Raw genomic sequence first — 26139 nt, 5'->3', positions numbered from 1 at the left:
GTGTGCGATGAAAGTCGCCCGCACGGTGTAGGCTCGAATGAAAACCCTCGTTTAGAGAGGGGAATAAGTCGAGAATAGCGTTGTCCCAATTTCAGATTTGAAGGTAGATGGAGCATCAGTATCAGGTGTTGTCCTTAGTTTCAGTAAAGCTGAGGGTGCGACAAGAGTAGTTTTGATGCAGTCAATTGATGGGGGAAATAACTGGTCGCCAGCAAATGTGAATGTAAACAAAAATTCTTTACTTGCAATGGTGTTTGGTTTATCACCAGGTACGACATATCATTTCCAGTTAATTGTTACAGGTGGTAGTCGAGCTGGGGAATCGAACGTTGTTACAGTGTCCATTTAGTGGTAAGGGTGAATCAGGTTTAAAAGCGATTGACAGTTTAGCCAAAGGGATTGCAAAACGATCCTGACAAATGGAAACAGCGACTAATAGACGACCCGAAAGGTGTTCTGGAAGAATTGCTGTGGCTGATGTTTCCGCTGCTTGATTGTACAACAGATAACATGCTGTAACAGTAAAAATGCCCTCCTTCGCTTAAATCAGGGGAGGGCATTTTTTTAGAGAGGAAAAAGAATGGGGTTGTTATTCCCTTGCATTATAAAGCTGATTTATTTGGTAGCTACAGTGTATTTAGTTAACCTGATCAAAGAACAACAGCGGCAATCTAAGAAGAAAAAATTCCTAGACTGTCGCTGTTTTTGTCAGAACTCCTATGGTTACACTGCTATGGTTTCTTCCTGGGGTTTATCGTCACGAATGACTAATAGCACCCCAATAAAAATGAATGTTGTACCCATCCAAAAAGACAAACCAATCTGTTCGCCTAGTAATAACCAACCTAAAAAAGTACCAACTATCGGCTGGAAAAAGAAAAATAACCCGCCACCCCATATAGAAGGTTGCATTATCGCTTGAAAATCAAGCGTAGTTAATCTCCCAAGTGTAAAAGGCGTTAGAATGATAACAGCAACAAGGATACTGTAGCTTGTTACGACAATTTGCGAATACTGCCCTGGTACACGTTTTACAAGAACAGACATAAGTGACCACGTTAGTGCTGCGATAATCAGAGATATGCCACCTAACTGATTTGCGGTATCGATTTGAGCAGTTCCGACAGTCGTTGATGTAATAATGGCTCCCATTTGTGCAGAGGAAAGCATCGTTCCACCTCTTGTGTTACGATGGAAATCGTATTTCCAATCAACCCAATTAAAATGATTAAAAGCCAGTCACGTTTTTCAATACGCCATGATCGTCTTGTTGTGACTCCGATAATAAGTAATGCTAAAAGAGCAATTACATAACGAAGGTATTTTTCATTGTTGCCCTCCGTTTTATAGACAATTAAAAAGTGGCGAATACATCATTAGCCATTCATCTTCTTTCAAAGCTGTATAATATTTTAGAACAAACTAGCTTTATCAGACACACAAATTTAAACTAATATTATGTTCACTGACACACAGCTTTTTCTTTGAACAGCTTTTTAATCATTGAGAATACATCGAATGTCGTCTGCTGGTAAACCTTGTTGTATGCATATTTCTTAGGACTACACAGTCAGCCTCTCTGTGACTCAGCCCGTCAGTTTCGCCCTATCTGTGACATGGTGGAAGCCAGTAAAAGAGGAGCTGGGCTGCGCATGTAGCATGTGGGGCATGGTGAAGTGGATCGATCAAAATGGAAGGCAGGTAAAACTGGTTAGTGATGAGGATGTCCAATGGATTCTTATGGATAGTATAATTAATGTTAAAGGCTAGGAGGTAGTATCATGGCAAAGGCAAATACACCAAAACGCCCTACAAGGGATGAATTTGAATTAGAGGACTTAGGGAATCAGCTAGTGGAAGCAAAAGAGGACGGAGACGAGAGGGCGTTAACGGTCTGGGGCATGACAGAGAAAGTATTTGGACGGATCACAACACTCGATTCACGGACGAGATTAGTCCATGTAGAGGAAGATGGAGTAACAAGGAAAATTCCCTTTTTGGATATTATGAAAGTTAACTATGAGTAAAAGAAAGCCTCAGCAGTGAATACCGAGGCTTTTGTTTCGGCAACCGGGAGAGTAGAAATCTTAATTTAATATCCTCTCCCTTGATGTTCCGGAGCGAGGGTAAATCTAATTTGCACGATTCTAGGTTCATCTAACAGAGCATGAATAGCGCAATCCCCAATTAATTCATTTGAATGAGCTAGAGCAATGGCGAACTGAAACCAGGTGCCAGGTTGATTGGGCGCGTGTGCAATTTGTTTGTTAACGAATGACTCTGCCCCATTCAAAGACTGTTCCCTTAGGTAATCCTAGGGGACTTTTTTACAGCTTTATTTGGACTCTTGAACTCATTCCTGTTAAGTCCCGTTGTTGAAGTGGGAAAAATACTGGAAAATGCCGATGATAGCAATGAAGAACAAGACGGCCGACACAATACGTACCATATCAAAATGAAATTCTGATGGCTCTCCGTGATCCGTTTTTCCCCTCCTTTCTCTAATTCTACTGAACAATTGGAGGATTTTACAAACAAAAACAAAGAGGAATCACCCTCCTCATCACAATTTTGTGACGAAAATAGGTTTTTTTTCCCATGACTCTCTACAGTTCGGATCGAACGGTGTAGTATGAACAGGAGCAAAACGAAAATAGGAAGGTCGATGAAGGAATACACAACCGCGCAGAGAAAATGACAAGGGAGTTCTATATGAAGGGGAATAATCAGATAGCAGTTGTCAATCATCTTGTAGAGCTACGAAACCGAATCATCTGGGTAATCATCGCATTTGTTCTTATGTTTGGGGTCGGTCTATTTATTGCTGGCCCAATTATCGAGTACTTGAAACTCAATCCGATCGCTGAGGGCGTACCAATCATTTCCTTACATCCTTCAGATGCATTGCGCGTGTACATGCAGTTTGCAGCTTTGGTTGGTGGTGTTGGTGCCTTGCCGGTCGCTCTGTATCATATATGGCGATTTGTTTCTGTACGTTTAAGTGCACGTGAACGAAGGGTGACCCTTTACTTCATTCCGGCGGCATTTTTTCTGTTTGTGATAGGAATTTTGTTCGGGTATTTTATTATTTTTTCGATGATGATGCAGTTTTTGGCAGATCTCTCAAAAAGTATGGGAATTACGACAAAATACGGAATCGGGTCATACTTTGATTTTATGTTTCAATTGGTAGTTCCGATTGGAGCGTTGTTCGAGCTTCCGATTGTGGTTATCTTCCTGACTCGATTGCGAATATTGAATCCGAAAATTCTCTCGAAGATGCGCCGTTTTGCTTATTTTGGAATTGTGGTTGTTACCTTCATTTTGACACCACCAGAGCTTTTAACGGAAATACTTGTGACGATTCCTCTGTTGCTATTGTATGAGCTGAGCGTATGGCTCTCGAAGGTCATCTACCACAAGCAACAAAGTGAGGATGCAAGACGAGAGCAAGAGCAGGCTGTCACATCGTAATAGAAAGCAACGAGTACCATGGAGCTGCCAATGCAGCTTCTTTTTTGTTGCTCGTAAAGCATAATTGGAAATGATTGTGTAATTCACACGACCTTCTGTTAAAATATGGTTATTCTATTTGGGAAGGTGAAGCAATCTGAGTACAGTAACGCTGCCTGCATGGTTTTGGATTTCGTATTACTTGATTCTGCTTCTTACCTTTGTTGCCTCCATTGGTTGCCTTTTCCGTAAAAGAATGATTCGCTTTTCTCTCCTCACTGCTATGTTTGCTATTACAGTTCCAGTTGTCAGTCTGTTGAATAGTATCGGGAGACAAGAAGGGAAAAATGAGTTTGAGCACCTGATACAACAATTGGCGAACATGGAAATGTGGTCGATTTATGTATGGATCGGCTATGCATGTATTCTGCTCTGGTGGGTTTACCTTTTCAAAAATAACAAAAATGCGAAGGCAATAGAAAGCAGCTGACAGAGACAGGAGGAACAAGATTGAAGAACAAACGAGTCAAGCTTGCTCTCTTATTGCTGGTCGGTGCACTCCCGTTTTTCATATCTGAATACCAAGCTTCGTTTTCTCATCCAATAGATGCACTCATGAATGTAAGCCTGAAACAAACAGATGAGCTCTATCAGGTGAAGCAAGTGATTGTATCATCGAAAAGAAATGATGAGGTCATTTTCTTTTATCTAAATAAGGATGAATCAATTACAGCTGCTTTCGTTTCCAAAGGCTTGTTCGGCTGGAAGAGCGGACTTCAGGTCACTGGTTCATCGAGCAAAATCTCGAATGTGGAAACAAACCGATTCGCTACAAGTCATTTATCTGTTTCAAATCGTGTAAAATTTGGTTTAATAGCTTCGAACGACATTACAGATATCCGTGTGGATGAGGAGCAAGCTACTATTTTACCACTTGATTTTTATGTCAGCAGCAGCTCTCCTGAGAAAAAAATCAAATTGTGGTATGCCATCTCCGATGAATTTAGCCAGAATAGCAAGCCGGAATTTATCAACGCGCAGGGCGAAATTATGGTTGATTAAGAAGACTTGATGCGCAGCATTGACGATTGGGAAACGAGGGGAAGTGATTAAATGCTTATTCATGTCGATGTGGTTTATGTCCTACTCTATGATCAGGAAACAGACAAAGTCCTTGCTGTGCACAATGAACAGTTTTGGAGTCTTCCAGGTGGCAAGAGAGAGCAAGGCGAAATGCTGAAGGATGCGGCAATACGTGAAGTAAGAGAAGAAACAGGACTGGACGCTCGTGTTTATGATATTGTCCATGTCAGTGAAAAAGTCATCAACGACCATCACGCGACCTTTCTTACGTTTCGAGGAGAGATAACAGGGGGGAGTAATAGGAACAACAGACTCAGAGATTCGAGAGATAAAATGGCTGACCCTCACTGAGGTAGAGGAACTGATGCCCTATTTGGGCAAGGTTCGTGAGCTTTTGAAAAACCATGCCGATTACAGAGTGGAAATGTAGGTAATAAGCATTCAAGAACCAATACAAAAAACCTCGTGACCCGAGTAAAAGTCTACGAGGTTTTTGTTTTTCCAAAACGCGCAAACAGCTCTGAATCGGAATGGGTTTCCAGGTCTAAGAGAGCTTGATAAGGATCGTCACCTGGTATTTGAAAATAACGGGTAAACGCTGGTTCCGTTTTCGTTCCTTGCTCTTTTAAGAGTCGAATATCACGATAAGCGTCCTGACCACCTACTGTCAATAAACGTGCTTCCATATCCATGTGGCGATACGCATTTTGCTTGATGACGGGAACGGGCTGGGCGAATATTTCAAAGAAAAAACCAGTGGCATAAAAAGAAATGACGCTTGTCTGGATGTCCGAGACGATCAGGCTCATCTCCGTGTAATCTTTATGGCCTCCAAAATTCGCGCGTACTTTTGATTCCAAGTGATCGAGATCATGACATTCACAAATAATATCAAGATCACTGCCTGAAACATCAATGTCTAAAGGAATCGTACCGGCGAGCACCGGAGTGTAGGGTTGAAGAAGCTCCATAATTCTCGTTTCGGTTATCGCATGCCATGCTTGCTGCTGGCGAACAGTACCAGTACGTAAATAAGTAAGATCATGCCAATTTCTCATGAGAGTACCTCCATTTCAACGATTAAAGGAATGGAATGAATCAGGGCAGTGGGGCAGGACAGTTAATTGTAACTGTGTTAGTGATAGAGTGCAACGAATTTACGAGTCACTCGTATATGTAACTGAGAGGAGTGCAGAGAATGGATATTGTTCTATGGATTATTGTCATCGCGTTGTTTGTCTTGAGCATCGCAGGAATTTTCTTGCCTGTACTGCCGGATACGATTTTGCTTTGGGGGGGCTTTTTGCTCTATCACTTTTTCATCGCTGACCCTGGAGCAGGCTTACCCGCTTCGTTTTGGTGGGGGATGGCCGTACTGAGTGTACTTTTGTATGGAGCAGATTTGCTGACCAATATGTTCTTCGTAAAAAAATACGGTGGCTCCAAATGGTCGTCTATGGCTGCTGTGGTAGGAATTATTTTAGGCATCTTCTTATTTCCGCCGTTCGGGATGTTGATCATGCCATTTGTACTGGTCGTATTGGTTGAACTACTGATACAGAAACAGTCCGTAGAAAAAGCGATCAGAGCGGGGTTTGGCTCTTTAATTGGTTTTTTAGGCAGCGCCGTTGTCAAGGTCGTGCTGCAGGTTGCCATGATTATTTGGTTTTTCATTGCAAAGTAGAGATGAGCAGAGGGCTGTAGCTGGTAGTAACGGCATACTAATTCGTTGCAAAAACAAAAAGGACAGCCTCGGCTGCCCTTTTTTTAGTGAATGAGTCTGTACACACCAATGACTTTACCCAGAATGGAAACGTTCTCCAAAATGATCGGCTCCATAGTCGCATTTTCTGGCTGGAGACGGAAGTGATTCTTTTCTTTGAAAAATCTCTTGACCGTCGCTTCGTCCTCTTCCGTCATGGCAACGACGATATCACCGTTATTAGCAACATGCTGCTGACGAACAATGACGTAATCGCCATCCAGAATACCTGCATCAATCATACTATTCCCGGAGATGCGAAGCATGTACACCTTGTCCGATGTCACGATGTTTTCTGGCAGAGGGAAGTACTCTTCTACATCCTCGATCGCCGTAATAGGCAGACCTGCTGTTACTTTACCGATTACTGGTACACGAACTACGGAGTCTTCAAAATTGTCTTGAAAACGATCTTCTTCGGAAAGGAGCTCAATTGCGCGAGGCTTGGTAGGGTCTCTGCGAATAAGTCCTTTCTTTTCAAGGCGTGCCAGATGCCCGTGAACGGTAGAGCTGGAAGCGAGTCCGACAGCTTCACCAATTTCTCGTACAGAAGGTGGATATCCCTTGTCGCGAACTTCTTTTCGAATGAAATCAATTATGGCTTGCTGCCTGCTGGATAATTTCGACATATAAGACACCTCTATTTTCTCGAACATGTTTTCCTATATTATACCATGGGAGCTTGCGTTCGACAAACATAAGTTCGATTATTTTGTTGACATGAACGTATGTTCTCATTTATGATGAAAACAAGAACAAGGAACGTATGTTTGCAGGGGGAGATTATGATGAACGTAATGACCGTACATAACCATTTTGAGGAAAAAGCAGCTCGCCGCGTGCGATTCGGCATAACCAGAGGACAGGCTATTTTATTCTTGGCGACTTTTGCTCTCTTTTTTTACTTACTAACCGAACTGGTGTTTGCTTCTAGCCCGGCAGCAGAGCTTCATATCAAGGAAGTGACGGTTCAATCAGGTGATAGTCTGTGGAGTATCGCTGTTCGTCACCAAGAAGAAGCGAAAATGGATGTAAACGAACTCATCCTCGCGATTAAAAAGGCAAATGATTTACAGGGTGTTCTCATTTATCCTGGTCAAACACTCATCATTCCAGTGTCAGAGTAGCACTCCACTGCTTGCGAGATACCCGTGATATGCTATAATAGAGCAGCATTATTACAGATTGGGAGGAACCAGCATTGGTATCTGACGCAGAAATTAAACGTATTAACGAATTGGCTAAAAAATCACGCGAGGGTGGTTTATCCGACGAAGAAAAGCTGGAACAAAAAGCTCTTCGCCAAAAGTATATTGATGCGGTGAAGCTCTCGCTAAAATCCAATCTAGATTCGATTCGTTATGTGGAAGACCTTGAAGAAAACAATCCAAAACAGTAAGATAACAGGTATGAATACAACAGACATCCTTGCATGACGCCAGGGTGTCTTTTTGTTCCAAACGACTGTTTCGCCGGAGGGAGTGAAAAGGAGGATGGGATGGGTAGCGGTAGCTGTTGGTGGAGCGTTGGGGTCACTTTTTCGTTATGGACTCTCATTACTGGCTAATCAGCCAGGTCTACCACTCGGAACATGGCTTGCCAATGTTCTTGGCTCCTTTTTGATTGGACTACTTTCTGTCTGGGGGAAAGAAAAAGGAATCCTCTCACCAGAGCTGTATTTATTATTTGCAACTGGCGTGATGGGTGGATTCACAACCTTTTCTACATTTTCGCTGGAGGTCGTCTCTTTTTGGGGGGATGGTCAATTCTTCAGAGGAATTGTTTACGTCCTCGTAAGCTTGGTGGTCGGCTTATTTTCTTGTGCAGTTGGAATATGGCTTGCAAGGCAGTTTCAATAATGACTTTGGTAACCAACCGATGATGTGAGAGGGGGGATGGGTATGAGTACCCAACATCGTGAATATGAGCGGGAACAGAACAAATTGGACGAAACAATCGCTGTGATTGAGACGGAAATAACGCAGCTGCGAGAAGAAATTCGTGAAGCGACTGATGACTACGTGAAACAGGTTGTGAACTATAACAAAGCCAAGGACCTGCGTTATCTTGAAGATCATGGTCGTGAGAAGCCGTATTTTGGCCGCGTCGACTTCATGAAGGACGAAGTATATGAGGTAGATCAGGTTTATATCGGAAAACGGGGAATTGTTCGGACCGATACGTTTGATTCGGTTGTTGTCGATTGGCGAGCACCGATTGCCAGCTTATACTACTCTGGTGAAAGCAAGGATGCCTTTTATCGAATGGGTAGAGAAATTGTCCGCGGCGAAGTGACCTTAAAACGGAATTTTGCTATCGACGATGGAAAAATAACAGGAATCTATGACGGTGCCGTGAAAGAGACGATAAACCGTGAGATGGGAGATCCTGATGATTTTTTGCAAGAAGGTTTCATTGATGAGTTTCTGGCAGCCAACTTAAATCAAGCAAACGACAGCAGGCTAAAAGACATCGTAGCAACTATTCAGTCAGAACAAAACGATATCATTCGTGCGGAAAAGGACAGACCTCTCGTCGTTCAAGGGGTAGCAGGAAGCGGGAAAACAACAATCGCCCTTCATCGATTATCGTATCTGATTTATAACTACCAGGATTCGATGATGTCCAAAAAGTTTATGGTATTCGCACCCAACAGGATGTTCTTGGCTTACATATCGGAGGTTTTACCTGAGCTTGGCGTAGATGATGTACAGCAAGCCACTTTTGTCGATTGGGCAGCACGCTTAGTCAAGCCGCTTTTGCCAAAAGGGTGGAGAATTATTAGCCCGGATAAACCCTTGCAACTGTTTTTTGAAGAGGGCCAGGATGAGAGGCAGCAGGAGATAGCGCGGCATCGTTTGCGCTTCAAAGGCTCACTTGCTTGTCGAATCGCTTTGGAAGGATATATCGATCATATAATTGAAACGAGAATTCCATTTAAGAAATTAAGCTTCCTTTACAACAAAACGAAGCAAGTATTTTCTATTCCCGGTGATTTTATTCGTCAAAGCTTCTTGGAGCACTTCTCCAATATGCCATATCATCGGCGCTTGGATGCCCTGCGAAAACATCTCAAGCAAGAAATGAACAAGCTGTTGTTCTCGCATTTGCGTGAGAAGAAAATCGATCTTGATAAGACAGGCTTGGCGAAATTCGAAAAAATGCTGGAGCAAATATTAGATACATATTTGACTTCCTTCCCCCGTTTGGAGACATTCGACGCGTATCGCGAAATGATCAGTAATGAAGAATTGCTTCGCAAGCTGGTGCCGACCGAGATTAGTGACAACATCATACATGATATTGTGGAATCTTCAGAGGCTTTATTCTCCGAGGAGCGTATTGAAGCGGAGGATATCGCGCCACTTCTCTTCTTACATCATTTGATTGAAGGAATGAACAAAGCAGAGCATTTTGATCATACGGTGGTGGACGAAGCCCAAGATTTGAGTGCGCTGGAAGTTGCCGTTATTGCACTCGCAACCAAACGACATTCGTTGACTATTGTGGGTGATATTGCTCAGGGAATTCATAGCTATCGCGGAATTCACGCATGGGAAGAATTGACCCAAGGAATTTTCACAGAGCTTAAGCCTTCCTATTACACGCTTTCACAAAGCTACCGCTCTACGATTGAAATCATGAAGTGTGCCAATGAGGTATTGCGACAGATTGAATTGCCAGAAACTGTTCTCGCAAAACCAGTGCTGCGGCATGGAGAATTGCCGATTATGATAACTCCTGCATCCCGGAGCGAGCTGCATAAAGATATGGCAAGTAGAGTAGAGGGATTTACATCTGAGGGCTTCAAAACGATTGCAATCGTGACAAAAACGATTGGTGCCAGTAAGAAACTGTTTAAAAGCTTACAGGAAACGATTCCGGAACTGACCTTGCTCAGTAGCAAAGACAATCAGTTTCCGGGCGGAGTCACTGTGATGCCGGCGTATTTGACCAAAGGCTTGCAGTTTGATGTCGTTTTTATTGTGGACGTGAATTCGTATCTGGATAACGAATGGGATGCAAAGCTGCTCTATGTTGCGATGACTCGTCCAGTCCATCGCTTGGTCATGAGCCATATGCAGGGAAACGAGCTGCCTCTGTTGCGAGAATTGCCTGGCGAACTATATAAAAGAGAAGAAGCATGACAGAAAACACCCCCTGCTGACACAAGTCGCAGGGGGTGTCGCATTACACTTCTTAGTGATCACCAGTGTTTCCTTTGGAAGGGTTGGTGATTACGAAGCCTTCTTGTGGCAGAAACAGGTAATCGAGGATAATGCCATCGAGGAGAGGCTCGTCCTTTTTCACGATTACATCAATTTCTTTGTCAGTGGAGATTACTTCGTCCTCTTCAGTTGGCTTGTCCAAAGCCAGTCCATAATGAGCGTGATCGCCATGCGCGTGTGTAATGTAAACGCGCAGTTTCAAATCCTTGTCTTCTTCTTGTTCCATAATGGTTGTTAATTGTTTCGCTGCATTGCGCGTAATTTTAACTTTCATGGGGCAAGTCTCCTAACGTATGTAAGTGTCTCTCTTTCATATTAGCAAAGAGGGAAATACAGATGCAATGTTGAAAGTGTTTGATATCTGTATAGAAAAGGGGAGAAAGACGATCATGAAGATAGATTTACGCAGCGATACGGTGACCAAGCCTACCGAAGAGATGATACGGGCGATGGCAGAAGCAGAAGTAGGCGACGATGTTTATCGAGAGGATCCAACCGTCAATCGCTTAGAGAATATAGCTGCAGAGCGTCTCGGCAAAGAGGCCGCCCTTTTCGTTACAAGCGGTACGCAAGGAAACCAGGTAGCTGTTCTCACGCATTGTGTGAATGGGGATGAAGTCATTCTGGAGGCAGACTCTCATCTTTTTTATTATGAAGGGGGAGCTATGTCAGCACTCGCTGGGGTGCAGCCACGAACCATTCCTGGTGTGCGTGGGACGATGCGAGCGGAAGACGTGGAGAAAGCGATTCGCGGCAATAATATTCATTTCCCACGAACGAAGCTGATTTGTCTGGAGAATACGCATAATCGTGCAGGCGGTGCTGTAAGTACAGTTGACCAGATGAAAAGTATTTATGAGGTTGCTCAAAAATATAACGTACCGGTGCATTTGGACGGGGCCAGGCTCTTTAATGCCGCAGTCGCTCTCGGTGTAGATGTGACAAAGCTATGTAGCTATACCGATACAGTTCAAATTTGCTTGTCAAAAGGCTTGAGTGCTCCTGTTGGCTCTATCATCGCCGGAGACCGTGATTTTATTGAGGAAGCCAGATGGTGGAGGAAAAAACTCGGAGGCGGGTTGCGCCAAGTAGGCTACATTGCAGCTCCAGGTATTCTCGCATTGACACAGATGACGAAGCGACTTGATGAGGACCATGAGAGAGCGAGGCAACTTGCAGAAGGCCTTCGTAAGCTGTCTCTACAAGTGGAGCCAGTTGAAACGAACATTGTTTTGGTTTATACCGAGTCGATTTGCGAGTCTGCTGTTGACTTCCTGAAGCGCCTGGAGGGCAAAGGGGTACTAGCTGTTGATTTTGATGAATACGTGATTCGCTTTACAACACATCGGCATATTACGGAAGAGAATGTCACGCGCGTGCTTGAAATCGTGGAGGACCTTCTTGAAGCAGTGGCATCCCCTCAATGAGGGAATTTAAATAAGCGTTCTAAAAATGACCAGTTTGTGTTTCGAAACTGGTCAACTGATTTCAATGACCCGGTCAATTTCCTGGAAATGTTCAAGGATAAAACAGCTGGCGGAAAAGACTTTATATATACATCGATTGAGCGTTAAAAAATGCTGCCCCTGCCTCGTATTTTCATGAGGGAGGGGCTTTTGTGTGCAGTAGCGTGTGTAAATACGAACCTCCAAAGAGATACTATAGCTATCCAACCGAGGGGAAAAGAGGGATCAGATGATATCGGCAAAAGATCGCGAGCGAATTCAGAGCCAGATGAAGCGAGATGAGAGCAGAATCGTCAATATCGTATTGAATGATACACAGCAAGTAGCAGGTGAAATTGACAAAGCCACCCACCAAGGTATTTACATGGTGGATGGCCGTTACTATGGGTACGAAGACATTAAAGAAATCAACGGCTTGTATTAGCTCAGTAATTGTAAATGTCCTTATAGGTGAGTAGGGAAAAAGTGTCGCAGCGCATCGGGTAATTCCCTTTGCCACAGTCCCCAGACGTGATTGCCCGGTTTTTCTGAGTACGACAAAACTGCCTGCTTTGTGTGCAAGGCTTCTTTTGCTGTTCGATTCCAGTGAACGAAATCAAAGGTGCCCATATGCGTTTCCACAGCTGTTTCATCGAGCCCGACAACCATCCAAAGATGCAGCCAGTCTAAAGTGGGGTGTCGATCGATTTCATCCAGGGTGGTTTGAAAAAAGGCTCCCGATAATGCCAGTACGTTTGTCAATAACTCGGGGTTGTCCAAAGCAAGATGGAGAGCAACTGTACCGCCAAGAGAATCTCCAGCGAGAACTCGTGAAGCTGGATCGCGCCGGACAGGATACCGCTCTTCAATAAAAGGGACGAGCTCTTGCGTGAAAAAGCGTTTGTATGCCGCATTTCTTGCGCCGACAGGAGAGTATTCACTCGTACGTTTGCTTCTGTCAACAGATACACCCACAATGATAAATGGTTCCATTCCTTCTTCCAAAATGAGCTGGTTTGCAATGGTCGCAATTCGGCCCATGGTGAAGAAATCATTTCCGTCCTGACAGTAGACAACAGGATAGGAAAGGAGCTCGTTATAACCAGGTGGCAGGTATACTTTGACGGAGCGGGGAGCGTCCAGATGAATACTCGGTACTTCTTCTTTCATGATCGTTCTTTTTACATAATCAGACATCGGTTCCCGCCTCCTGATTTATTAAAAAACAAAACTAACCCTTGAAAAAAACTGATACAGCTTATATAGTAAATGATAACAGAGAGGAAATAAACCCTGTAATATCAATACTATAACACATTGAACAGACGCATGTCTGCAGTATAACAGGGTGGTGCAAACGGCGCTGTAAGCCCTTTCTTGCACGATATAAATTTTCTTCTTCTAACCGGGTTCCTTCCGACACCTTTCGCGAATGCTGTTTTCCCGAGCACCTGCTCAGTTGGACGATTAGCAAAGGTGGTTATGGAAGCCCCTTATTCCAGTGACGAGGTGAATGTGATGAGCGTAACCACTGCTGTTGAACAAACAGAGAACAACGCCCCGCTGCAAATTCTTGCACCGGATGGAACGGTTGTTCGTCCTGACTTGATGCCTAAGCTCTCCGATGATGAATTGCGTGATTTGATGCGTAAAATGGTATTTACCCGTGTTTGGGACCAACGTGCGATCAGCTTGAACCGCCAAGGTCGTTTGGGCTTCTACGCGCCAGTTGCTGGTCAAGAAGCGAGCATGATCGGTTCTGAAGCAGCATTGTCCAAAGAAGATTTTATCCTGCCAAGCTACCGCGATATTCCACAAATGGTATGGCATGGATTCCCAATGCATAAAGCATTCTTGTATTCCCGTGGCCACATTGAGGGTGGAAAAATCCCTGAGGGTGTTAATGTTCTGATGCCACAAATCATTATTGCGGCACAATGTACACAAGCAACTGGTGTTGCAATGGGTTACAAGCTGCGTGGTGAAAAACACGTTGCAATCAACTATTTTGGTGACGGTGCAACTTCCCAAGGTGATTTCTATGAGGGTATGAACTTTGCAGGGGTATACAAGCTCCCAGTTATCTTCTTCTCTCAAAATAACGGTTATGCGATTTCCTTGCCGTTTGAAAAACAAACAGCTTCCGAAAACATTGCGATCAAAGCAACTGCTGCAGGTATTGCTAGCGAGCGTATTGATGGTATGGACATCATGGCAGTTTACTACTCTGTTCAAAAAGCGAAAGAACGCGGTGTGAACGGTGAAGGCGCAACCCTGATCGAAGCACTGACTTACCGTTATGGTCCTCACACAATGGCTGGTGACGATCCAACCCGTTACCGTACTGGTGAAGAGCAAAGCGAATGGGAATTGCGCGATCCTTTGATCCGCTTCCGCAAGTTCCTCGAATCCAAAGGACTCTGGAACGAAAAAGACGAAGAAGCAGTTATTGAAGAAGCAAAAGCAGCTGTAGCAGATGCGATCAAAAAAGCGGATGAAACGCCGAAAATGAAAGTATCCGAGCTGATTGATGTAATGTTTGAGACACTGCCGCCTGCACTCGAAGAGCAAAAGGCAGAATTCCTGGCGAAGGAGTCGAAATAAGCCATGGCACAAATGACAATGGTTCAAGCCATTACGGATGCAATGCGCGTTGAACTCAAACGCGATGAAACCGTACTTGTCTTCGGTGAAGACGTAGGAAATAACGGCGGTGTATTCCGTGCAACAGAAGGTCTGCAAGCTGAGTTTGGTGAGCAGCGTGTATTTGACACACCACTCGCTGAGTCTGGAATCGGCGGTTTGGCTGTCGGCCTTTCCATCAATGGATTCCGTCCGGTAGCAGAAATTCAGTTCTTTGGTTTCGTTTTCGAAACATTTGACGCAGTAGCTTCCCAATCTTCTCGTATGCGCTACCGTTCTGGCGGTCGTTTTTCGAGCCCGATCACATTCCGCTCCCCATTCGGTGGCGGTGTGAAAACGCCTGAGCTGCATGCTGACTCCCTGGAAGGCTTGATGATGCAAACACCAGGTTTGAAAGTTGTTATTCCTTCCAACCCTTACGATGCAAAAGGACTTCTGATTGCTGCGATCCGCGACAACGATCCAGTTGTTTTCCTGGAGCACATGAAGCTGTACCGCTCATTCCGTCAAGAGGTTCCAGAGGGCGACTACACAATCGAGCTGGGTAAAGCAAACGTAGTGAAAGAGGGTACAGATGCTACCATCATCACCTATGGTGCTATGGTGCATACCAGCCTGAAAGCTGCAGAAGAAATCGAGAAAGCACGTGGAGCAAAGGTAGAAGTAATCGACCTGCGTACCATCAGCCCACTCGATATCGACACGATCGTTGCTTCTGTGAAGAAAACAAACCGCGCAATCGTGGTACAAGAAGCACAAAGAACATCTGGAGTAGCCGCAGAAATCATTGCTCAAATCAACGAACGTGCGATTCTTCACCTGGAAGCGCCAGTGCTGCGTATCACATCGCCAGACACTGTATATCCGTTTGCTCAGGCAGAAGATGTTTGGCTGCCAGACGTGAAGCGCGTAATCGATGGTTTGAACGGGGTACTGGATTTCTAATCAGAATTGGACATAATGGCGGAAAAGTTGAGAGCTTTCCGCCTTCTTTTGGGCAATTTGGAAAAAACAGGTTGAAAATACGGCGAAGTGTGTATAAGGAGGAGATACTGTGAGTCGTTTTACATTCAGACTCCCGGAGCTCGGTGAGGGTATCCATGAAGGCGAAATCGTCAAATGGCACGTAGCGCCAGGGGATTCCGTAGAAGAAGACCAAGTCATTATGGAAGTACAAAATGACAAAGCGGTAGTAGAAGTTCCATCGCCAGTAAAAGGGAAAGTTCTTGAACTGAAAGTTACCGAAGGAACGGTTTCCGTAGTAGGCGATCCTTTGATCGACTTTGATGTGGAAGGCGAAATTCCTAACCTGCCAGATCATGGACATGGTGATTCACACGCTGCAGAAGCCGCTCCAGCGCCTGCAGCTGACAAGATGGAACCAGGCTGCGATATTGGCTCCCAAGTGAGTGCAAACGCAAACCAAACATTGGAAACACCAATGGCACAAGCGACTGCAACAGCTGTTGCGGCGCCGATTGATCGCAAGCATGTACTCGCTACACCTTCTGTTCGCAAATATGCACGTGAAAAAGGCGTTCAGCTGGCATCTGTACCGGGTACAGGCAAGCTGGGTCGCATCACACGTGAAGACGTAGATCGTTTTGTATCCGGTGGCGCAGTAGCAGTATCGGCACCTGCAGCGGCTGTAGGAGCAGAAGCAGCGGCTCCAGTAGTAGCTGACGCATCTGCAGCAACTGGTGTAGCACAAGCGGCAGCAGCACCAGTTGTTCACTACACAACACAAGCGGGCGAACTTGAAGAGCGCGTTCCACTCAAAGGTATTCGCAAAGCAATCGCAAAAGCAATGGTTAAATCCGCTTACACAGCTCCACATGTAACAATCTTTGATGAAGTAGATGTAACTGCTCTTGTGGCTATGCGTAAAGAAGCTAAACCTCTGGCTGAAGAGCGCGGAGTGAAGCTGACTTACTTGCCAATGATCGTGAAAGCAGTAGTGGCAGGACTGAAGAAGTTCCCTGAGCTGAACGCGTCCATCGATGATGAAAAACAAGAAGTTATCTATAAAAAGTACTACAACATAGGTATCGCAGCTTCGACAGATGAAGGCTTGCTTGTACCAGTAGTAAAAGCGGCTGACAGCAAGTCGATCTTCCAAATCGCTGGCGAAATCAGCGAGCTGGCGAAGAAAGCACGCGACCGCAAAGCGAGTGCGGATGAGCTGAAAGGCTCTACCTTCAGCATTACAAACATCGGTTCTGCTGGCGGTATGTTCTTCACTCCAATCATTAACTATCCAGAGGTAGCTATTCTGGGTGTGGGTCGTATCAGCGAGAAACCAGTTGTGAAAAATGGAGAAATTGTGGTTGGCCAAATGCTGCATCTCTCTTTGAGCTTTGACCACCGTTTGGTTGATGGCGAACCAGCACAGCGTTTCGTCAACTACGTGAAGCAGCTTCTGGAAAACCCAACGCTGCTCGTCATGGAGGGGTAATCAGCTATGGTAGTAGGTGAATTTACTACAGAAGTAGATGTTCTCGTAATCGGTGCAGGTCCTGGTGGTTATGTGGCTGCTATTCGTGCCGCCCAGATGGGAAAAACCGTTGCTGTTGTAGAAAAAGCGGATATCGGCGGCGTATGCTTGAACGTAGGCTGCATCCCATCCAAAGCAATGATTCACGCTGCTCACACATACGAACACACGCAGCATACAGAGTCCATGGGTATCACGATGGAAAATGTAAAAGTGGACTTTGCCAAAGTACAAGAGTGGAAAAGCGGCATCGTGAAGCAATTGACTGGTGGCGTTGGCTCTCTGTTCAAAGGGCACAAAATCCAAGTCATCCCTGGTGAAGCATTGTTCGTTAGCGAAAACGAAGTTCGTGTATTCCACGGCTACGACGTTAACCGTTACCGTTTTGAGCATTGCATTATCGCTACAGGTTCCCGTCCAATTGAATTGCCTGCTTTCCCATTTGGCAAGCGCGTACTGTCCTCGACAGAAGCTCTATCTTTGACTGAGCTGCCAAAAAGCCTCGTTGTAATTGGCGGCGGCTATATTGGTATCGAGCTGGGTACTGTTTTCGCCAAGTTTGGAACCAAGGTAACCATTTTGGAAGGCTCCGATCAAATCCTGCCTGGCTTTGAGCCTGATATGCCACGTCTGGTTGAGCGCAAGCTGAAAAAGCTGGGCGTTACCATCAATACGAAGGCACTTGCCCAAGGAATGGAAGAAACCGAAAATGGCGTAATCGTAAAAGCTGAGGTAAAAGGAGAGCAGCAGCAAATCGAGGCAGAATATGTACTCGTAACTGTTGGTCGCCGTCCTAATACAGATGAGCTCGGCGTGCGAGATATTGGCATGAACCTGACTGATCGTGGTCTGATTGTCGTTGATAAACAAGGCCGCACGAATATCCCGAACGTGTATGCGATTGGTGATATCGTAGCTGGTCCAGCACTTGCTCACAAAGCTTCCTACGAAGGTAAGGTAGCAGCGGAAGCAATTGCTGGTCACCCGGCAGAAGTTGACTACAAAGCAATTCCAGCGGTTGTCTTCTGCGATCCGGAAATTGCGAGCGTAGGTATCAACGAAAAAGAAGCAAAAGAAAAAGGCATTGGCTATGTAGTAGGTCGCTTCCCATTTGCTGCAAATGGCCGTGCACTGTCCGTCAATGCAGGTGAAGGCTATGTGAAGCTGATCGCTGAAAAAGAAACGAATCTCGTATTGGGCGCACAAATCGTCGGTCCTGAAGCATCCAATATCATTGCAGAAATTGGTTTGGCGATCGAAATGGGTGCAACTCTTGAAGACATCGAGCTGACCATTCATGCGCATCCTACATTGGGTGAGGTAACGATGGAGGCAGCTGAGCTTGCATTGGGTCGTCCGATCCACGTAATGAAGTAAAAAGCTTGCAATCGCTCGGAAAAAGCCTTGTACCTTTGATGGTGCAAGGTTTTTTTCTTCCACATCTTACCCTTTCCACCTGTTCTTATATAATGTAAAATAGTGGGAGACAAAAGTTGGGTGGGGGCCTGGCAGCATGGAAAATACGAGTAAGATGATTGATGACTTGCGCCAAAAGCTAGAGCGAGCAGCTAAAGATGCTGGTTACAATTTTCTTGACCCAGAAATTGTTCGTATCAGTCAACAATTGGATAAGTTAATCGTTGCACATATGATGCATGAAAAACGCCCTTCATAGGGCGTTTTATATTGAGCTTTCTATATATAAGAATTGCTAAGACGACGTGATATTCGACGGTCCCTTATGTAGAAAAGCAGTACAGCAGATGTGCGCTTATTCCTCTTTTGGTTAGGAGGGGCTCATGAGCAAAGTAATGGCTTGGATAGAGAACAAGCTGCTGAACCTCAACGCTTGCCCCCTTGGTCGGACAGAGGAGACGATGAGCTTCTGCGTCATAGGTGATTTCGGGTGAGATATTATTTAAAAATGGTAAGCATGCAGAAAGATCAGCTAGCATCAGGTGAATTTGTTCTGCTTCCCGAACAAAAGAGGGGGCAATGGCCTCCCAGTTTGCCTCAAAAAATAGTTGCCAATACGAAGAAACAAACAGACTGAAACGCCCCTTCACATAATCAGAGTCTTCCTCTATATCAAAAACCACGCTGGGAGTATCATGATGCTGATTCCACTCATGTAATAAAGGCTGCAAGCTGCGTATGAATTCATCCGTTGGAAGAGTAACGAAATATTCATATTGATCTTCGACAGACATAACCCCTTTTGTAAAGACGGGATCAAAGGAATCAGGAATTCCATAGCGGAAGAGGGGAAGAAAGTATTCCCAATCGCTATGGAGCCTCGCTTCTTTAAACCGAGCATGGATTTCCCGTGTCCAATTGACGAAGCGCGCAGGGGGAGCTGGCTGTGCGAGAGTATGTAGGCTGGCTGCTAACTCAAATAAAGGAGAAACACTATAGCTAATCGTTTGGGAAAGAGAGCTGTTGCTTGGGAGTGGAATGCTGATCATCTTCACTTAACCTCCATCAAGGATACTAAATTTATCATAGTTCATCCTCATGGGACAATTCAATCTTTTGTTGTAAAAAAAAGGAAATGAGAAAACCCGACTCCATTTAAAAGTCGGGCAATCCAATTTTTTATTCGTTAACCTTCTCTTGTTTTAATAGCGCGAGAGTGATTTTTTTGTTTCACTTTTTTAGAGCCAGGCTGAGGCTCGCCTGTTTGTTCAAGAGATTGTGCTTCATTATTGTAGATTTGATGAGGGTTTACATCCCGAATTTGATCTCGTTCCATCGTGATCAGCTCCTTCTATTATAGTTTGTCGCAAACGGATGATGACGAATCATAGGAATTGCTGGTATTCTATAGGGAAGCATGTCCGCGATTAGAAGGAATTGATATGTTGTCAAAAGACGCAAATGGCACGATACTGTTTATATAACATAACTTTTATTATGTAAACAAACATGAGCTCTAGTGGAAGATCCATCTGAAAGGAGCGATACTATGCCACTGTTGATTGCACCTGTGTTCAATTCTACTACTCCTCATCCAATTCAGATTGAACTTCCAAACTCCTATCATTTGGTTTCTGGTGTTCAAAAGCCTTATGAAATTGCATCTAAATTTTTGCGCCACGAGATGGATGAAAACAAGCGGTTGTTTGATAAGCGTGTAGATCAGACGAGCTTGTTTCTTATAGCAGATCATCCTGATATGAGGGTGACCGATGATCGAGTTTGGATTGAGGAAATTGAGAACAAGCTTAATATATCGACCTTTAAAGGTATTTGTTCCATTCCTTATGTCATCACTGCCAATGGCAATCAGTTTGGAATTACGTATCTAAAGCGTTCCCTGGATGGCACCAAATATATGTTTGATGATTCTGCCCAAAATGTGTTTCTCTCCCTGATTGAGCGCAAGCTTCCGGGACTGGCTTTTCGCCGTTACTCCCTCTCTTTGGAGAAGAAAAGCTATGAGGATCAATTGCTCGATCTATGGATCGGCCTAGAGTCACTGTTTGTTCCGGATGGAAAAAAAGGGGAAATCACATACAAATTGCGGGTTCGGATGGCGTATTATTTCGGGGAGACCTTTGAGCAGCGAGAAAAAATTGCACAGTTTATTAAAAAATCGTACAATCATCGCTCGGAGATTGTGCATAGTGGTAAAGTGTTTGGTGATTCACTTGCGGATGAAGTGAATGTCCTTCGACTCATGGCTCGTGCTACTATTTTGAACGCTGCCATGGAGGGAATCAGCCTTCAGGATTTGCGCGTACGACTGGACCAGTTAATTATGACTGGGGAGAATTACAGTGATCATTTTTCTCCAGCATTTTTTGAAAGAATTATTTTGTAACCCTCGTAGAGGAAACAGATCAGGAGGAAGAACATGAGTGTTTTGATTGTGGAAAATTTGTCCCATGGATTTGGGGACCGTATTTTGTTTAAAGATGTATCATTCCGCTTGCAACCAGGTGATCGCGTAGGTCTTGTCGGAGCAAATGGTACAGGAAAATCCACAATGATGGGGATTCTGACCGGACAAAACATGGCAGATAATGGACGCGTCGAGTGGATGCCAAAGATTCAGTATGGCTATCTCGATCAGCATACAAAGCTGCAAGCAGGCAAGACCATTCGTGACGTACTCAAGGACGCTTTTCTGCCGCTTTTGGAGCAGGAGCAGGAGTTGATGGTCATTGGTGAAAAAATGGCTGAGGCATCCCCTGAGGAGCTAGAAGAGCTGTTGGAGCGTATGGGGGAGATTCAGGATAAGCTGGAGACAAGCGGCTTTTACCTGATCGATGCCAAAGTGGATGAGATTGCAAACGCACTAGGTCTGAGTGCGATTGGCTTGGAGCGCGACGTTGCATCTCTGTCCGGGGGTCAGCGCACCAAAGTTTTACTTGCCAAGCTCCTCTTAGAGCAACCGACTGTTCTTTTGCTGGATGAGCCGACAAACTATCTGGACGAAGAGCATATCGTTTGGCTGAAAAACTACTTGAAGGATTATCCGTACTCCTTCATGCTGATTTCTCATGACACGTCCTTTATGAACGAGGTTGTAAACGTTATTTATCATCTTGAATTTACAAAACTAAACCGCTATACAGGGAACTATGAATCATTCCTCGCGCAGTCGGAAACCAAGCGTAGTCAGCATTTTGACGCATTTGAAAAGCAGCAGGAAGAGATTGCACGTATGGAAGATTTTATTGCCCGTAACAAAGCGCGTGCGTCCACCACTGGACGTGCCAAGAGCCGTCAAAAGCAATTGGAGAAAATCGAGCGTATCGACAAGCCGGAAACAGCAGCCAAACCGACCTTTATTTTTAAGGAATCACGGGCAAGCAGCCGTTTTGTCGTCGAAGCGGACGATTTGGAGATCGGCTATTCTCATGCATTGCTGCCAAAGCTGAGTGTTAAGCTGGAGCGCGGCGAAAAAGTAGCGATTGTCGGAATGAACGGGGTAGGAAAATCTACCTTGCTCAAAACCTTGCTCGGTGTGATTCCTCCGCTTGGTGGTAAGCTGGATCGTGGAGATTTCCTGAATCCTGCTTACTTCGAACAGGAAGTAAAGGCAAAGCCAATCACGGCCTTGGACGAAGTGTGGAACGAGTTTCCTGCGATGAATAACCATGAGGTTCGCGGAGCATTAGCACGCTGTGGCTTGAAGAATGAGCATATAAACCGCAACATGAACGCACTCTCCGGGGGAGAGCAGGCAAAAGTACGCCTTTGCAAGCTGCTGCAACGAGAAAGCAACTGGCTTGTTTTTGACGAGCCGACGAACCACTTGGATGTGGTCGCGAAGGAAGAGCTGAAGCGAGCACTGAAGGAATTTAAAGGGACTGTGCTGTTAGTATGCCACGAACCGGAGTTTTACGAGGACTGGGTAACACAGACATGGGATGTAGAAAAATGGAGTCTGGAGCAAGCGAAGACCCCAATTAAATTGTAAGCAACAAAATAACAGGCAGCCCACGTTTTTGTGGAACTGCCTGTTTTTACGTTTTGTGCTATAGGATGGCATTGCGCATTCGGATCATGGAAAAATGTAAGCTGCTCGGAAGAAGAGCCTCGCGCAGAGGAGATAGCGACGGTGTCATGCGCAGTTCAATATCCTCTTGGCTGAGTCTGGCAAGCAAATCTCCCACTGCCTGTACGTGGATAGGCTCGACAGGATCATGCGAGAGATAATAGCCGGCCCTATGATCCCAACAGTAAAACGAGTCCGGCGAAAAGGAATATTGATACAAGATCGCTTCTTTTACTTGTGTATACCAGCGGTTCTCAATGACGATGATCATTCTGGCAGTGCTTACGCCCAAAAATCGGTTGACATCTTCTTCCTTTGATTCTTCCGTTTGATAAAAGGCAATTCGCGGGCAATCTCTTGGCAAAAAATACATAGGTGCTTGTTTTTCATCAATCGCCCATACAGCGGGGGAAAGTCCCGGATGAGAAGGATGTGCTCGTGGTACAAACTGTGTAATGGTTGGATCTTCACTATAGTGGAATAATACTTCCATGATATACACATCCCGTTGATAATCGAATGGATTAAATGACCGCCCAGGCGTTTGGTAAATAACGGCCGCGATAGTAAGGACAAGAGGTTTTCGTAATCGCTTCGCCATTGTGAAGCATCATGGAGCTGGACCCACCGTCCATAGCCATAGCGGTAACGACACCGTGCTCTTCCAAAAGCTCTGCTAAATCGTTCATGCTTGCCCCGATGGAATGACCTGGCTGTCGTCCGTCTATCACAACGAAGACGATCGTACCATCTGCTTTTTGACCAATGGCTGTGCGTGGTTGAATTCCCCAGCTCTTGGCTGGTTTATCAATAAACAGATTTTTGCCATTTACAATCAGCTGAGGGCGAAAGCTCATCGCATCCCGAACCCCCATTTCAACCAATTGTTCAGCAGTGTAGCTGCCTGTAATCAATTTTCCTTCGTATGTGATTCCCAAAGCAGTCTCTCCACTCTTTGGATTGTAGCCTTGCAAAATTTTTCCGTCATGAATGACAACTCCATACGCCTTTGCTCCTTTACCATAGCCATCTGGATCAGCAAAGCCGCTGGCATTTACAATACCGATTGCATTCGATTTCTTGACGAATTCATCTAGCAGATCGCCACGGTCCTTGCGGTTAGTGAGCAGTAGCTGTACGCGTTTGGGATCGCTGATGTTCATGATCTTCCCTTTAAAATAGTAGCTGCCCTTGGAGACATTGATTTCTTCGACTTCTACAAGCTCCTTCGGCTTTTCAGGTACAGTGACAGTGTCCGGCTGGCTTTCAGGCTCTTTGATCTCTGCCTGCGTCTCCGAGTTGATCACTTCCGGATTACGGATTTGCTCCTTGAGGGCATTCAATTTTTCTTCTGGTAAAAAAGTGTAAGGAGCCCAATAGTCGTGTTGAGTTGTGAGCAAGGTCCCGGCTGCCCACTCACGTAATTCTTCACCTGTTTTTGTACCGAAAAAGAAGATGATTCCTACAAGCGCGATGGTTGTAAATGAGAGGGCAGAAGCAAGCATGAGCCGTTTCAGCCAGCGCATAGGGCGCTTTCTTTTTACTCGTTTGTGAGATTGTGTACGTGACAAGGTTTGCATGAAAATATTCACACCCATCTAAGAAATGTAACAATTGTAATGATCCTATATGAAAGGACGAAGAACTGGGTAAAAAGTTTCAGGAAAATAATAAATGAGTACCAAGGTAAAAATAGTGGCAGGAGGTGAGCAGAATGCGTGAGTATGATGCTGCGTTTCAAAAAGAGGTTGAGGAGTACATGGAAAGCCCAAAAGGAACACGAAATCAAACAACGAGCCGGGACCGCCAAGACCAGGGCGAAAAACAAGAAACACGAATGGATTCAAATAACGGGTAAAAACATCAGGCGAAGTCCCGAAGAGGGATTTCGCTTTTTCATTTAAAATTAACTTTAATTTAATTTTATTAAAATTGGATATTGACTGCCAGACGTGCTCCACCTGTTTTCTATGAAGAAAATATGGTAAGCTTACCAGATGCACGATTTTAAAGCCAGGAGGGTTCTTGTGAGCACCACGTTTGCTGAATTACACATTAGCGCATCTCTTCTCGATGTTTTGCGTGAACGAAAAATGGACAACCCAACGCCTGTTCAAGCGGATGCCATTCCCTTGATTCTCGAAGGCAGGGACGCATTGGTTGAATCTCCGACAGGAACAGGCAAGACGTTTGCCTATTTGCTGCCGTTACTAACTAAAATCGATATGGAAAAGAAAGATGTACAAGTAATTGTACTGGCTCCTACGCACGAATTGGTTGTTCAGATTGCCAGAGAAGCAGAAAGCTTGCTTCCGGCTTATGATACGGCTGTGGTCCCACTCATTGGGGGAGCTGACGTGAAGCGTCAGGTGGAGAGACTGAAAAAGAAGCCGGTGCTTGTCGTAGCGACTCCAGGAAGACTGCTGGAGTTGATTGAACAACGCAAATTAAAAGTGCACGAGGTCAAAACAGTCGTCGTGGATGAAGCCGACCGGATGCTGGATGCAGGTTTTGGCAAGCCTGTTCAAGAGGTCATGAAAAAAACATTGCGAGATACACAGCGTTTGCTATTCTCTGCTACGATTCCCGAGGATGTCATTAAAGCAGCTAATGTTTTTACAAAAGAAGCAGCCGTCATCCGCTCAGCTGCACCAGAAGGAGCTGCTGGAGTCGCCCATATGTACTTGGTAACAGATCCTCGCAAAAAAGTGGATACGCTGCGCCGTCTGTTGCGACTGGTGAATGTGCGCTCCTCCATCGTTTTTGTCAATCAGATCGAAAAGGTGGATGAGATCGTTTCCAAGCTCAATTATCACCATTTACCGTGCAGACTGCTGCATCGTGACGCAACCAAGGAAGAGCGGGCTCGTACCCTACAACAGTTCCGTGAAGGTGTTTTTCCTGTGTTGATTACAACGGATGTTTCAGCACGTGGTATTGATATTCCGGGTGTGGAGTGCATTGTGCATTATGATCCGGCCTCGGATGGGGATACATATGTACATCGCAGCGGACGCACAGGCAGAATGGGACGTGCGGGACTTGTTTTCTCCATCATTAACCCACAGGAACGATTTATCATTCAAAAATTTGCTAAGCAAACGGGCTTGGCGATCGCTGAAAAGTTTATGTCACATGGGGGCTTGGAGGATCCGAAGCCTGTACGGAATCCGGGGAAAGCCGGACAACCACAATCTGCAAAAGCTGCGTCCCCCAAGGCTGCTGCAACGAAACCTTCTTCTGCTCCGAAGGCGAAGTCCGCTTCGGGGGCAAAACGTGTACATAAGAAAGGCGGCTTTGGAACAAAGTAGGACAAGCGGTACATTACTCTTGTCTAGCAGGAGGGTTCCATGCGCAAAGATCGCTTGTATGAAGAGGATTTACTGGTGAATGGCACGGTCGGTGGTGAGGTATTGTCCAAGCAAGAGCGGCAGGTGCTTCGCAGGGAATCTGGCGAGCTGAAGGAAAAGATCGAAGAGGCAAAGCAAGAAACAATCGCCGAATAATGGGATTTCCGACATCGA

29 protein-coding genes and 2 pseudogenes are annotated in these 26139 nt (G+C 45.1%); 21 read left to right on the top strand and 10 right to left on the bottom strand.

The window, feature by feature from the left end; translation table 11 throughout:
• Positions 1-723 precede the first annotated feature (723 nt).
• Positions 724-1370: pseudogene (locus SB752_RS18170) on the bottom strand (hypothetical protein).
• A 411-nt stretch (positions 1371-1781) separates the two neighbouring features.
• Between SB752_RS18170 and SB752_RS18165 the strand changes: the two are divergent.
• Positions 1782-2027, top strand: coding sequence for a YolD-like family protein (locus tag SB752_RS18165; protein ID WP_410717012.1), 246 nt, complete (start codon positions 1782-1784; stop codon positions 2025-2027).
• 68 nt (positions 2028-2095) lie between these two features.
• Here the strand turns inward: SB752_RS18165 and SB752_RS18160 are convergent.
• Positions 2096-2293 (bottom strand): annotated as a pseudogene (locus tag SB752_RS18160) (GNAT family N-acetyltransferase); the annotation flags it as partial.
• Between the two features lie 419 nt (positions 2294-2712).
• Between SB752_RS18160 and tatC the strand changes: the two are divergent.
• From tatC to SB752_RS18145, 3 genes are all read left to right on the top strand, one after another.
• Positions 2713-3474, top strand: coding sequence for a twin-arginine translocase subunit TatC (tatC, locus tag SB752_RS18155; RefSeq protein ID WP_410717011.1), 762 nt, complete (start codon positions 2713-2715; stop codon positions 3472-3474).
• A 489-nt stretch (positions 3475-3963) separates the two neighbouring features.
• Entirely contained in the window at positions 3964-4515 is a 552-nt protein-coding gene (locus SB752_RS18150; protein WP_410717010.1) for a hypothetical protein, read from the top strand.
• Positions 4516-4566: 51 nt separating this feature from the next.
• A complete protein-coding gene (locus SB752_RS18145) occupies positions 4567-4887 on the top strand; it encodes an NUDIX hydrolase (RefSeq protein ID WP_410717009.1) in 321 nt (106 codons plus the stop codon).
• A 131-nt stretch (positions 4888-5018) separates the two neighbouring features.
• Here SB752_RS18145 and SB752_RS18140 read toward each other — a convergent pair whose 3' ends face one another.
• Positions 5019-5594, bottom strand: coding sequence for a DUF4269 domain-containing protein (locus tag SB752_RS18140; protein ID WP_410717008.1), 576 nt, complete (start codon positions 5592-5594; stop codon positions 5019-5021).
• A 140-nt stretch (positions 5595-5734) separates the two neighbouring features.
• On the opposite strand from SB752_RS18140, the gene SB752_RS18135 reads away from it, so the two are divergent.
• Complete coding sequence (locus SB752_RS18135; RefSeq protein ID WP_410717007.1) at positions 5735-6220, top strand: DUF456 domain-containing protein; 486 nt, start codon at positions 5735-5737, stop codon at positions 6218-6220.
• Between the two features lie 83 nt (positions 6221-6303).
• Here the strand turns inward: SB752_RS18135 and lexA are convergent, their stop codons facing one another.
• Entirely contained in the window at positions 6304-6927 is a 624-nt protein-coding gene (lexA, locus tag SB752_RS18130; protein ID WP_103106075.1) for a transcriptional repressor LexA, read from the bottom strand.
• A 156-nt stretch (positions 6928-7083) separates the two neighbouring features.
• On the opposite strand from lexA, the gene yneA reads away from it, so the two are divergent.
• The 4 genes from yneA to SB752_RS18110 all read left to right on the top strand — a co-directional run bounded on the left by yneA (position 7084) and on the right by SB752_RS18110 (position 10446).
• Entirely contained in the window at positions 7084-7425 is a 342-nt protein-coding gene (yneA, locus tag SB752_RS18125) for a cell division suppressor protein YneA (RefSeq protein ID WP_410717006.1), read from the top strand.
• A 74-nt stretch (positions 7426-7499) separates the two neighbouring features.
• The gene (locus SB752_RS18120; RefSeq protein ID WP_410717005.1) at positions 7500-7697 is read left to right on the top strand and encodes a DUF896 domain-containing protein; all 198 of its coding nucleotides are present in this window, start codon (positions 7500-7502) and stop codon (positions 7695-7697) included.
• A 94-nt stretch (positions 7698-7791) separates the two neighbouring features.
• Positions 7792-8157, top strand: a complete 366-nt coding sequence (gene crcB / locus SB752_RS18115; RefSeq protein WP_410717004.1) for a fluoride efflux transporter CrcB — start codon at positions 7792-7794, stop codon at positions 8155-8157.
• Positions 8158-8199: 42 nt separating this feature from the next.
• Positions 8200-10446, top strand: a complete 2247-nt coding sequence (locus SB752_RS18110) for a HelD family protein (RefSeq protein WP_410717003.1) — start codon at positions 8200-8202, stop codon at positions 10444-10446.
• Positions 10447-10498: 52 nt separating this feature from the next.
• Here the strand turns inward: SB752_RS18110 and SB752_RS18105 are convergent, their stop codons facing one another.
• Positions 10499-10801 (bottom strand): HesB/IscA family protein, encoded by a 303-nt coding sequence (locus SB752_RS18105; RefSeq protein WP_410717002.1) that lies wholly within the window; start codon positions 10799-10801, stop codon positions 10499-10501.
• A gap of 115 nt (positions 10802-10916) precedes the next feature.
• Here SB752_RS18105 and ltaE point away from each other — a divergent pair, with 115 nt between their 5' ends.
• Positions 10917-11954 carry a low-specificity L-threonine aldolase gene (gene ltaE, locus SB752_RS18100; RefSeq protein WP_410717001.1) on the top strand — a complete coding sequence of 346 codons (1038 nt, stop codon included), beginning with the start codon at positions 10917-10919 and terminating at the stop codon, positions 11952-11954.
• A 268-nt stretch (positions 11955-12222) separates the two neighbouring features.
• Positions 12223-12417, top strand: coding sequence for a hypothetical protein (locus tag SB752_RS18095; RefSeq protein WP_103106081.1), 195 nt, complete (start codon positions 12223-12225; stop codon positions 12415-12417).
• Positions 12418-12437: 20 nt separating this feature from the next.
• On the opposite strand, the gene SB752_RS18090 is transcribed toward SB752_RS18095, so the two are convergent.
• Positions 12438-13169: an alpha/beta hydrolase gene (locus tag SB752_RS18090; RefSeq protein WP_410717000.1), complete on the bottom strand. Its 732-nt coding sequence runs from the start codon at positions 13167-13169 to the stop codon at positions 12438-12440.
• Between the two features lie 321 nt (positions 13170-13490).
• On the opposite strand from SB752_RS18090, the gene pdhA reads away from it, so the two are divergent.
• The 5 genes from pdhA to SB752_RS18065 all read left to right on the top strand — a co-directional run bounded on the left by pdhA (position 13491) and on the right by SB752_RS18065 (position 18784).
• Positions 13491-14576: a pyruvate dehydrogenase (acetyl-transferring) E1 component subunit alpha gene (gene pdhA, locus SB752_RS18085; protein ID WP_410716999.1), complete on the top strand. Its 1086-nt coding sequence runs from the start codon at positions 13491-13493 to the stop codon at positions 14574-14576.
• A 3-nt stretch (positions 14577-14579) separates the two neighbouring features.
• Entirely contained in the window at positions 14580-15560 is a 981-nt protein-coding gene (locus tag SB752_RS18080) for an alpha-ketoacid dehydrogenase subunit beta (protein ID WP_410716998.1), read from the top strand.
• Positions 15561-15669: 109 nt separating this feature from the next.
• Positions 15670-17070, top strand: a complete 1401-nt coding sequence (locus tag SB752_RS18075) for a dihydrolipoamide acetyltransferase family protein (protein ID WP_410716997.1) — start codon at positions 15670-15672, stop codon at positions 17068-17070.
• A 6-nt stretch (positions 17071-17076) separates the two neighbouring features.
• Positions 17077-18486 carry a dihydrolipoyl dehydrogenase gene (gene lpdA, locus SB752_RS18070; RefSeq protein ID WP_410716996.1) on the top strand — a complete coding sequence of 470 codons (1410 nt, stop codon included), beginning with the start codon at positions 17077-17079 and terminating at the stop codon, positions 18484-18486.
• A gap of 136 nt (positions 18487-18622) precedes the next feature.
• Entirely contained in the window at positions 18623-18784 is a 162-nt protein-coding gene (locus SB752_RS18065; RefSeq protein WP_103106087.1) for an aspartyl-phosphate phosphatase Spo0E family protein, read from the top strand.
• A 64-nt stretch (positions 18785-18848) separates the two neighbouring features.
• On the opposite strand, the gene SB752_RS18060 is transcribed toward SB752_RS18065, so the two are convergent.
• Together SB752_RS18060 and SB752_RS18055 are read right to left on the bottom strand one after the other, a co-directional pair.
• A complete protein-coding gene (locus tag SB752_RS18060; protein WP_410716995.1) occupies positions 18849-19574 on the bottom strand; it encodes a DUF5937 family protein in 726 nt (241 codons plus the stop codon).
• Positions 19575-19711: 137 nt separating this feature from the next.
• Entirely contained in the window at positions 19712-19861 is a 150-nt protein-coding gene (locus SB752_RS18055) for a small acid-soluble spore protein P (RefSeq protein WP_103106089.1), read from the bottom strand.
• 213 nt (positions 19862-20074) lie between these two features.
• Here SB752_RS18055 and SB752_RS18050 point away from each other — a divergent pair, with 213 nt between their 5' ends.
• The gene (locus SB752_RS18050; protein WP_410716994.1) at positions 20075-20932 is read left to right on the top strand and encodes a hypothetical protein; all 858 of its coding nucleotides are present in this window, start codon (positions 20075-20077) and stop codon (positions 20930-20932) included.
• 33 nt (positions 20933-20965) lie between these two features.
• A complete protein-coding gene (locus SB752_RS18045) occupies positions 20966-22537 on the top strand; it encodes an ABC-F family ATP-binding cassette domain-containing protein (protein WP_410716993.1) in 1572 nt (523 codons plus the stop codon).
• A gap of 58 nt (positions 22538-22595) precedes the next feature.
• Here SB752_RS18045 and SB752_RS18040 read toward each other — a convergent pair whose 3' ends face one another.
• A complete protein-coding gene (locus SB752_RS18040; protein WP_410716992.1) occupies positions 22596-23108 on the bottom strand; it encodes a DUF6886 family protein in 513 nt (170 codons plus the stop codon).
• Between the two features lie 31 nt (positions 23109-23139).
• A complete protein-coding gene (locus SB752_RS18035; RefSeq protein WP_410716991.1) occupies positions 23140-24195 on the bottom strand; it encodes a phosphodiester glycosidase family protein in 1056 nt (351 codons plus the stop codon).
• A gap of 134 nt (positions 24196-24329) precedes the next feature.
• On the opposite strand from SB752_RS18035, the gene SB752_RS18030 reads away from it, so the two are divergent.
• From SB752_RS18030 to SB752_RS18020, 3 genes are all read left to right on the top strand, one after another.
• Positions 24330-24473 carry a hypothetical protein gene (locus SB752_RS18030; protein ID WP_162839533.1) on the top strand — a complete coding sequence of 48 codons (144 nt, stop codon included), beginning with the start codon at positions 24330-24332 and terminating at the stop codon, positions 24471-24473.
• 169 nt (positions 24474-24642) lie between these two features.
• On the top strand, positions 24643-25926 hold the full coding sequence (locus SB752_RS18025) for a DEAD/DEAH box helicase (protein ID WP_410716990.1): 1284 nt from the start codon (positions 24643-24645) through the stop codon (positions 25924-25926).
• Positions 25927-25965: 39 nt separating this feature from the next.
• Positions 25966-26121: a hypothetical protein gene (locus SB752_RS18020; RefSeq protein WP_410716989.1), complete on the top strand. Its 156-nt coding sequence runs from the start codon at positions 25966-25968 to the stop codon at positions 26119-26121.
• The last annotated feature ends 18 nt before the right edge of the window (positions 26122-26139 follow it).

The sequence above is a fragment of the Brevibacillus sp. SIMBA_040 genome (assembly GCF_046535075.1).
In the GTDB taxonomy this organism is placed as follows: Bacteria; Bacillota; Bacilli; order Brevibacillales; family Brevibacillaceae; genus Brevibacillus.
This window is presented reverse-complemented; position numbering and strand designations above follow the sequence as displayed.

Excerpts from the sequence above, each read along its gene's own strand:
- SB752_RS18165 (WP_410717012.1), top strand. The coding sequence starts at position 1,782 with ATGGCAAAGGCAAATACACCAAAACGCCCTACAAGGGATGAATTTGAA.
- tatC (WP_410717011.1), top strand. The coding sequence starts at position 2,713 with ATGAAGGGGAATAATCAGATAGCAGTTGTCAATCATCTTGTAGAGCTA.
- SB752_RS18145 (WP_410717009.1), top strand. The coding sequence starts at position 4,567 with ATGCTTATTCATGTCGATGTGGTTTATGTCCTACTCTATGATCAGGAA.
- SB752_RS18140 (WP_410717008.1), bottom strand. The coding sequence starts at position 5,594 with ATGAGAAATTGGCATGATCTTACTTATTTACGTACTGGTACTGTTCGC.
- SB752_RS18135 (WP_410717007.1), top strand. The coding sequence starts at position 5,735 with ATGGATATTGTTCTATGGATTATTGTCATCGCGTTGTTTGTCTTGAGC.
- lexA (WP_103106075.1), bottom strand. The coding sequence starts at position 6,927 with ATGTCGAAATTATCCAGCAGGCAGCAAGCCATAATTGATTTCATTCGA.
- yneA (WP_410717006.1), top strand. The coding sequence starts at position 7,084 with ATGATGAACGTAATGACCGTACATAACCATTTTGAGGAAAAAGCAGCT.
- crcB (WP_410717004.1), top strand. The coding sequence starts at position 7,792 with ATGGGATGGGTAGCGGTAGCTGTTGGTGGAGCGTTGGGGTCACTTTTT.
- SB752_RS18110 (WP_410717003.1), top strand. The coding sequence starts at position 8,200 with ATGAGTACCCAACATCGTGAATATGAGCGGGAACAGAACAAATTGGAC.
- SB752_RS18105 (WP_410717002.1), bottom strand. The coding sequence starts at position 10,801 with ATGAAAGTTAAAATTACGCGCAATGCAGCGAAACAATTAACAACCATT.
- ltaE (WP_410717001.1), top strand. The coding sequence starts at position 10,917 with ATGAAGATAGATTTACGCAGCGATACGGTGACCAAGCCTACCGAAGAG.
- SB752_RS18095 (WP_103106081.1), top strand. The coding sequence starts at position 12,223 with ATGATATCGGCAAAAGATCGCGAGCGAATTCAGAGCCAGATGAAGCGA.
- SB752_RS18090 (WP_410717000.1), bottom strand. The coding sequence starts at position 13,169 with ATGTCTGATTATGTAAAAAGAACGATCATGAAAGAAGAAGTACCGAGT.
- pdhA (WP_410716999.1), top strand. The coding sequence starts at position 13,491 with ATGAGCGTAACCACTGCTGTTGAACAAACAGAGAACAACGCCCCGCTG.
- SB752_RS18080 (WP_410716998.1), top strand. The coding sequence starts at position 14,580 with ATGGCACAAATGACAATGGTTCAAGCCATTACGGATGCAATGCGCGTT.
- lpdA (WP_410716996.1), top strand. The coding sequence starts at position 17,077 with ATGGTAGTAGGTGAATTTACTACAGAAGTAGATGTTCTCGTAATCGGT.
- SB752_RS18065 (WP_103106087.1), top strand. The coding sequence starts at position 18,623 with ATGGAAAATACGAGTAAGATGATTGATGACTTGCGCCAAAAGCTAGAG.
- SB752_RS18060 (WP_410716995.1), bottom strand. The coding sequence starts at position 19,574 with ATGATCAGCATTCCACTCCCAAGCAACAGCTCTCTTTCCCAAACGATT.
- SB752_RS18055 (WP_103106089.1), bottom strand. The coding sequence starts at position 19,861 with ATGGAACGAGATCAAATTCGGGATGTAAACCCTCATCAAATCTACAAT.
- SB752_RS18050 (WP_410716994.1), top strand. The coding sequence starts at position 20,075 with ATGCCACTGTTGATTGCACCTGTGTTCAATTCTACTACTCCTCATCCA.
- SB752_RS18045 (WP_410716993.1), top strand. The coding sequence starts at position 20,966 with ATGAGTGTTTTGATTGTGGAAAATTTGTCCCATGGATTTGGGGACCGT.
- SB752_RS18040 (WP_410716992.1), bottom strand. The coding sequence starts at position 23,108 with ATGGAAGTATTATTCCACTATAGTGAAGATCCAACCATTACACAGTTT.
- SB752_RS18035 (WP_410716991.1), bottom strand. The coding sequence starts at position 24,195 with ATGCAAACCTTGTCACGTACACAATCTCACAAACGAGTAAAAAGAAAG.
- SB752_RS18030 (WP_162839533.1), top strand. The coding sequence starts at position 24,330 with ATGCGTGAGTATGATGCTGCGTTTCAAAAAGAGGTTGAGGAGTACATG.
- SB752_RS18020 (WP_410716989.1), top strand. The coding sequence starts at position 25,966 with ATGCGCAAAGATCGCTTGTATGAAGAGGATTTACTGGTGAATGGCACG.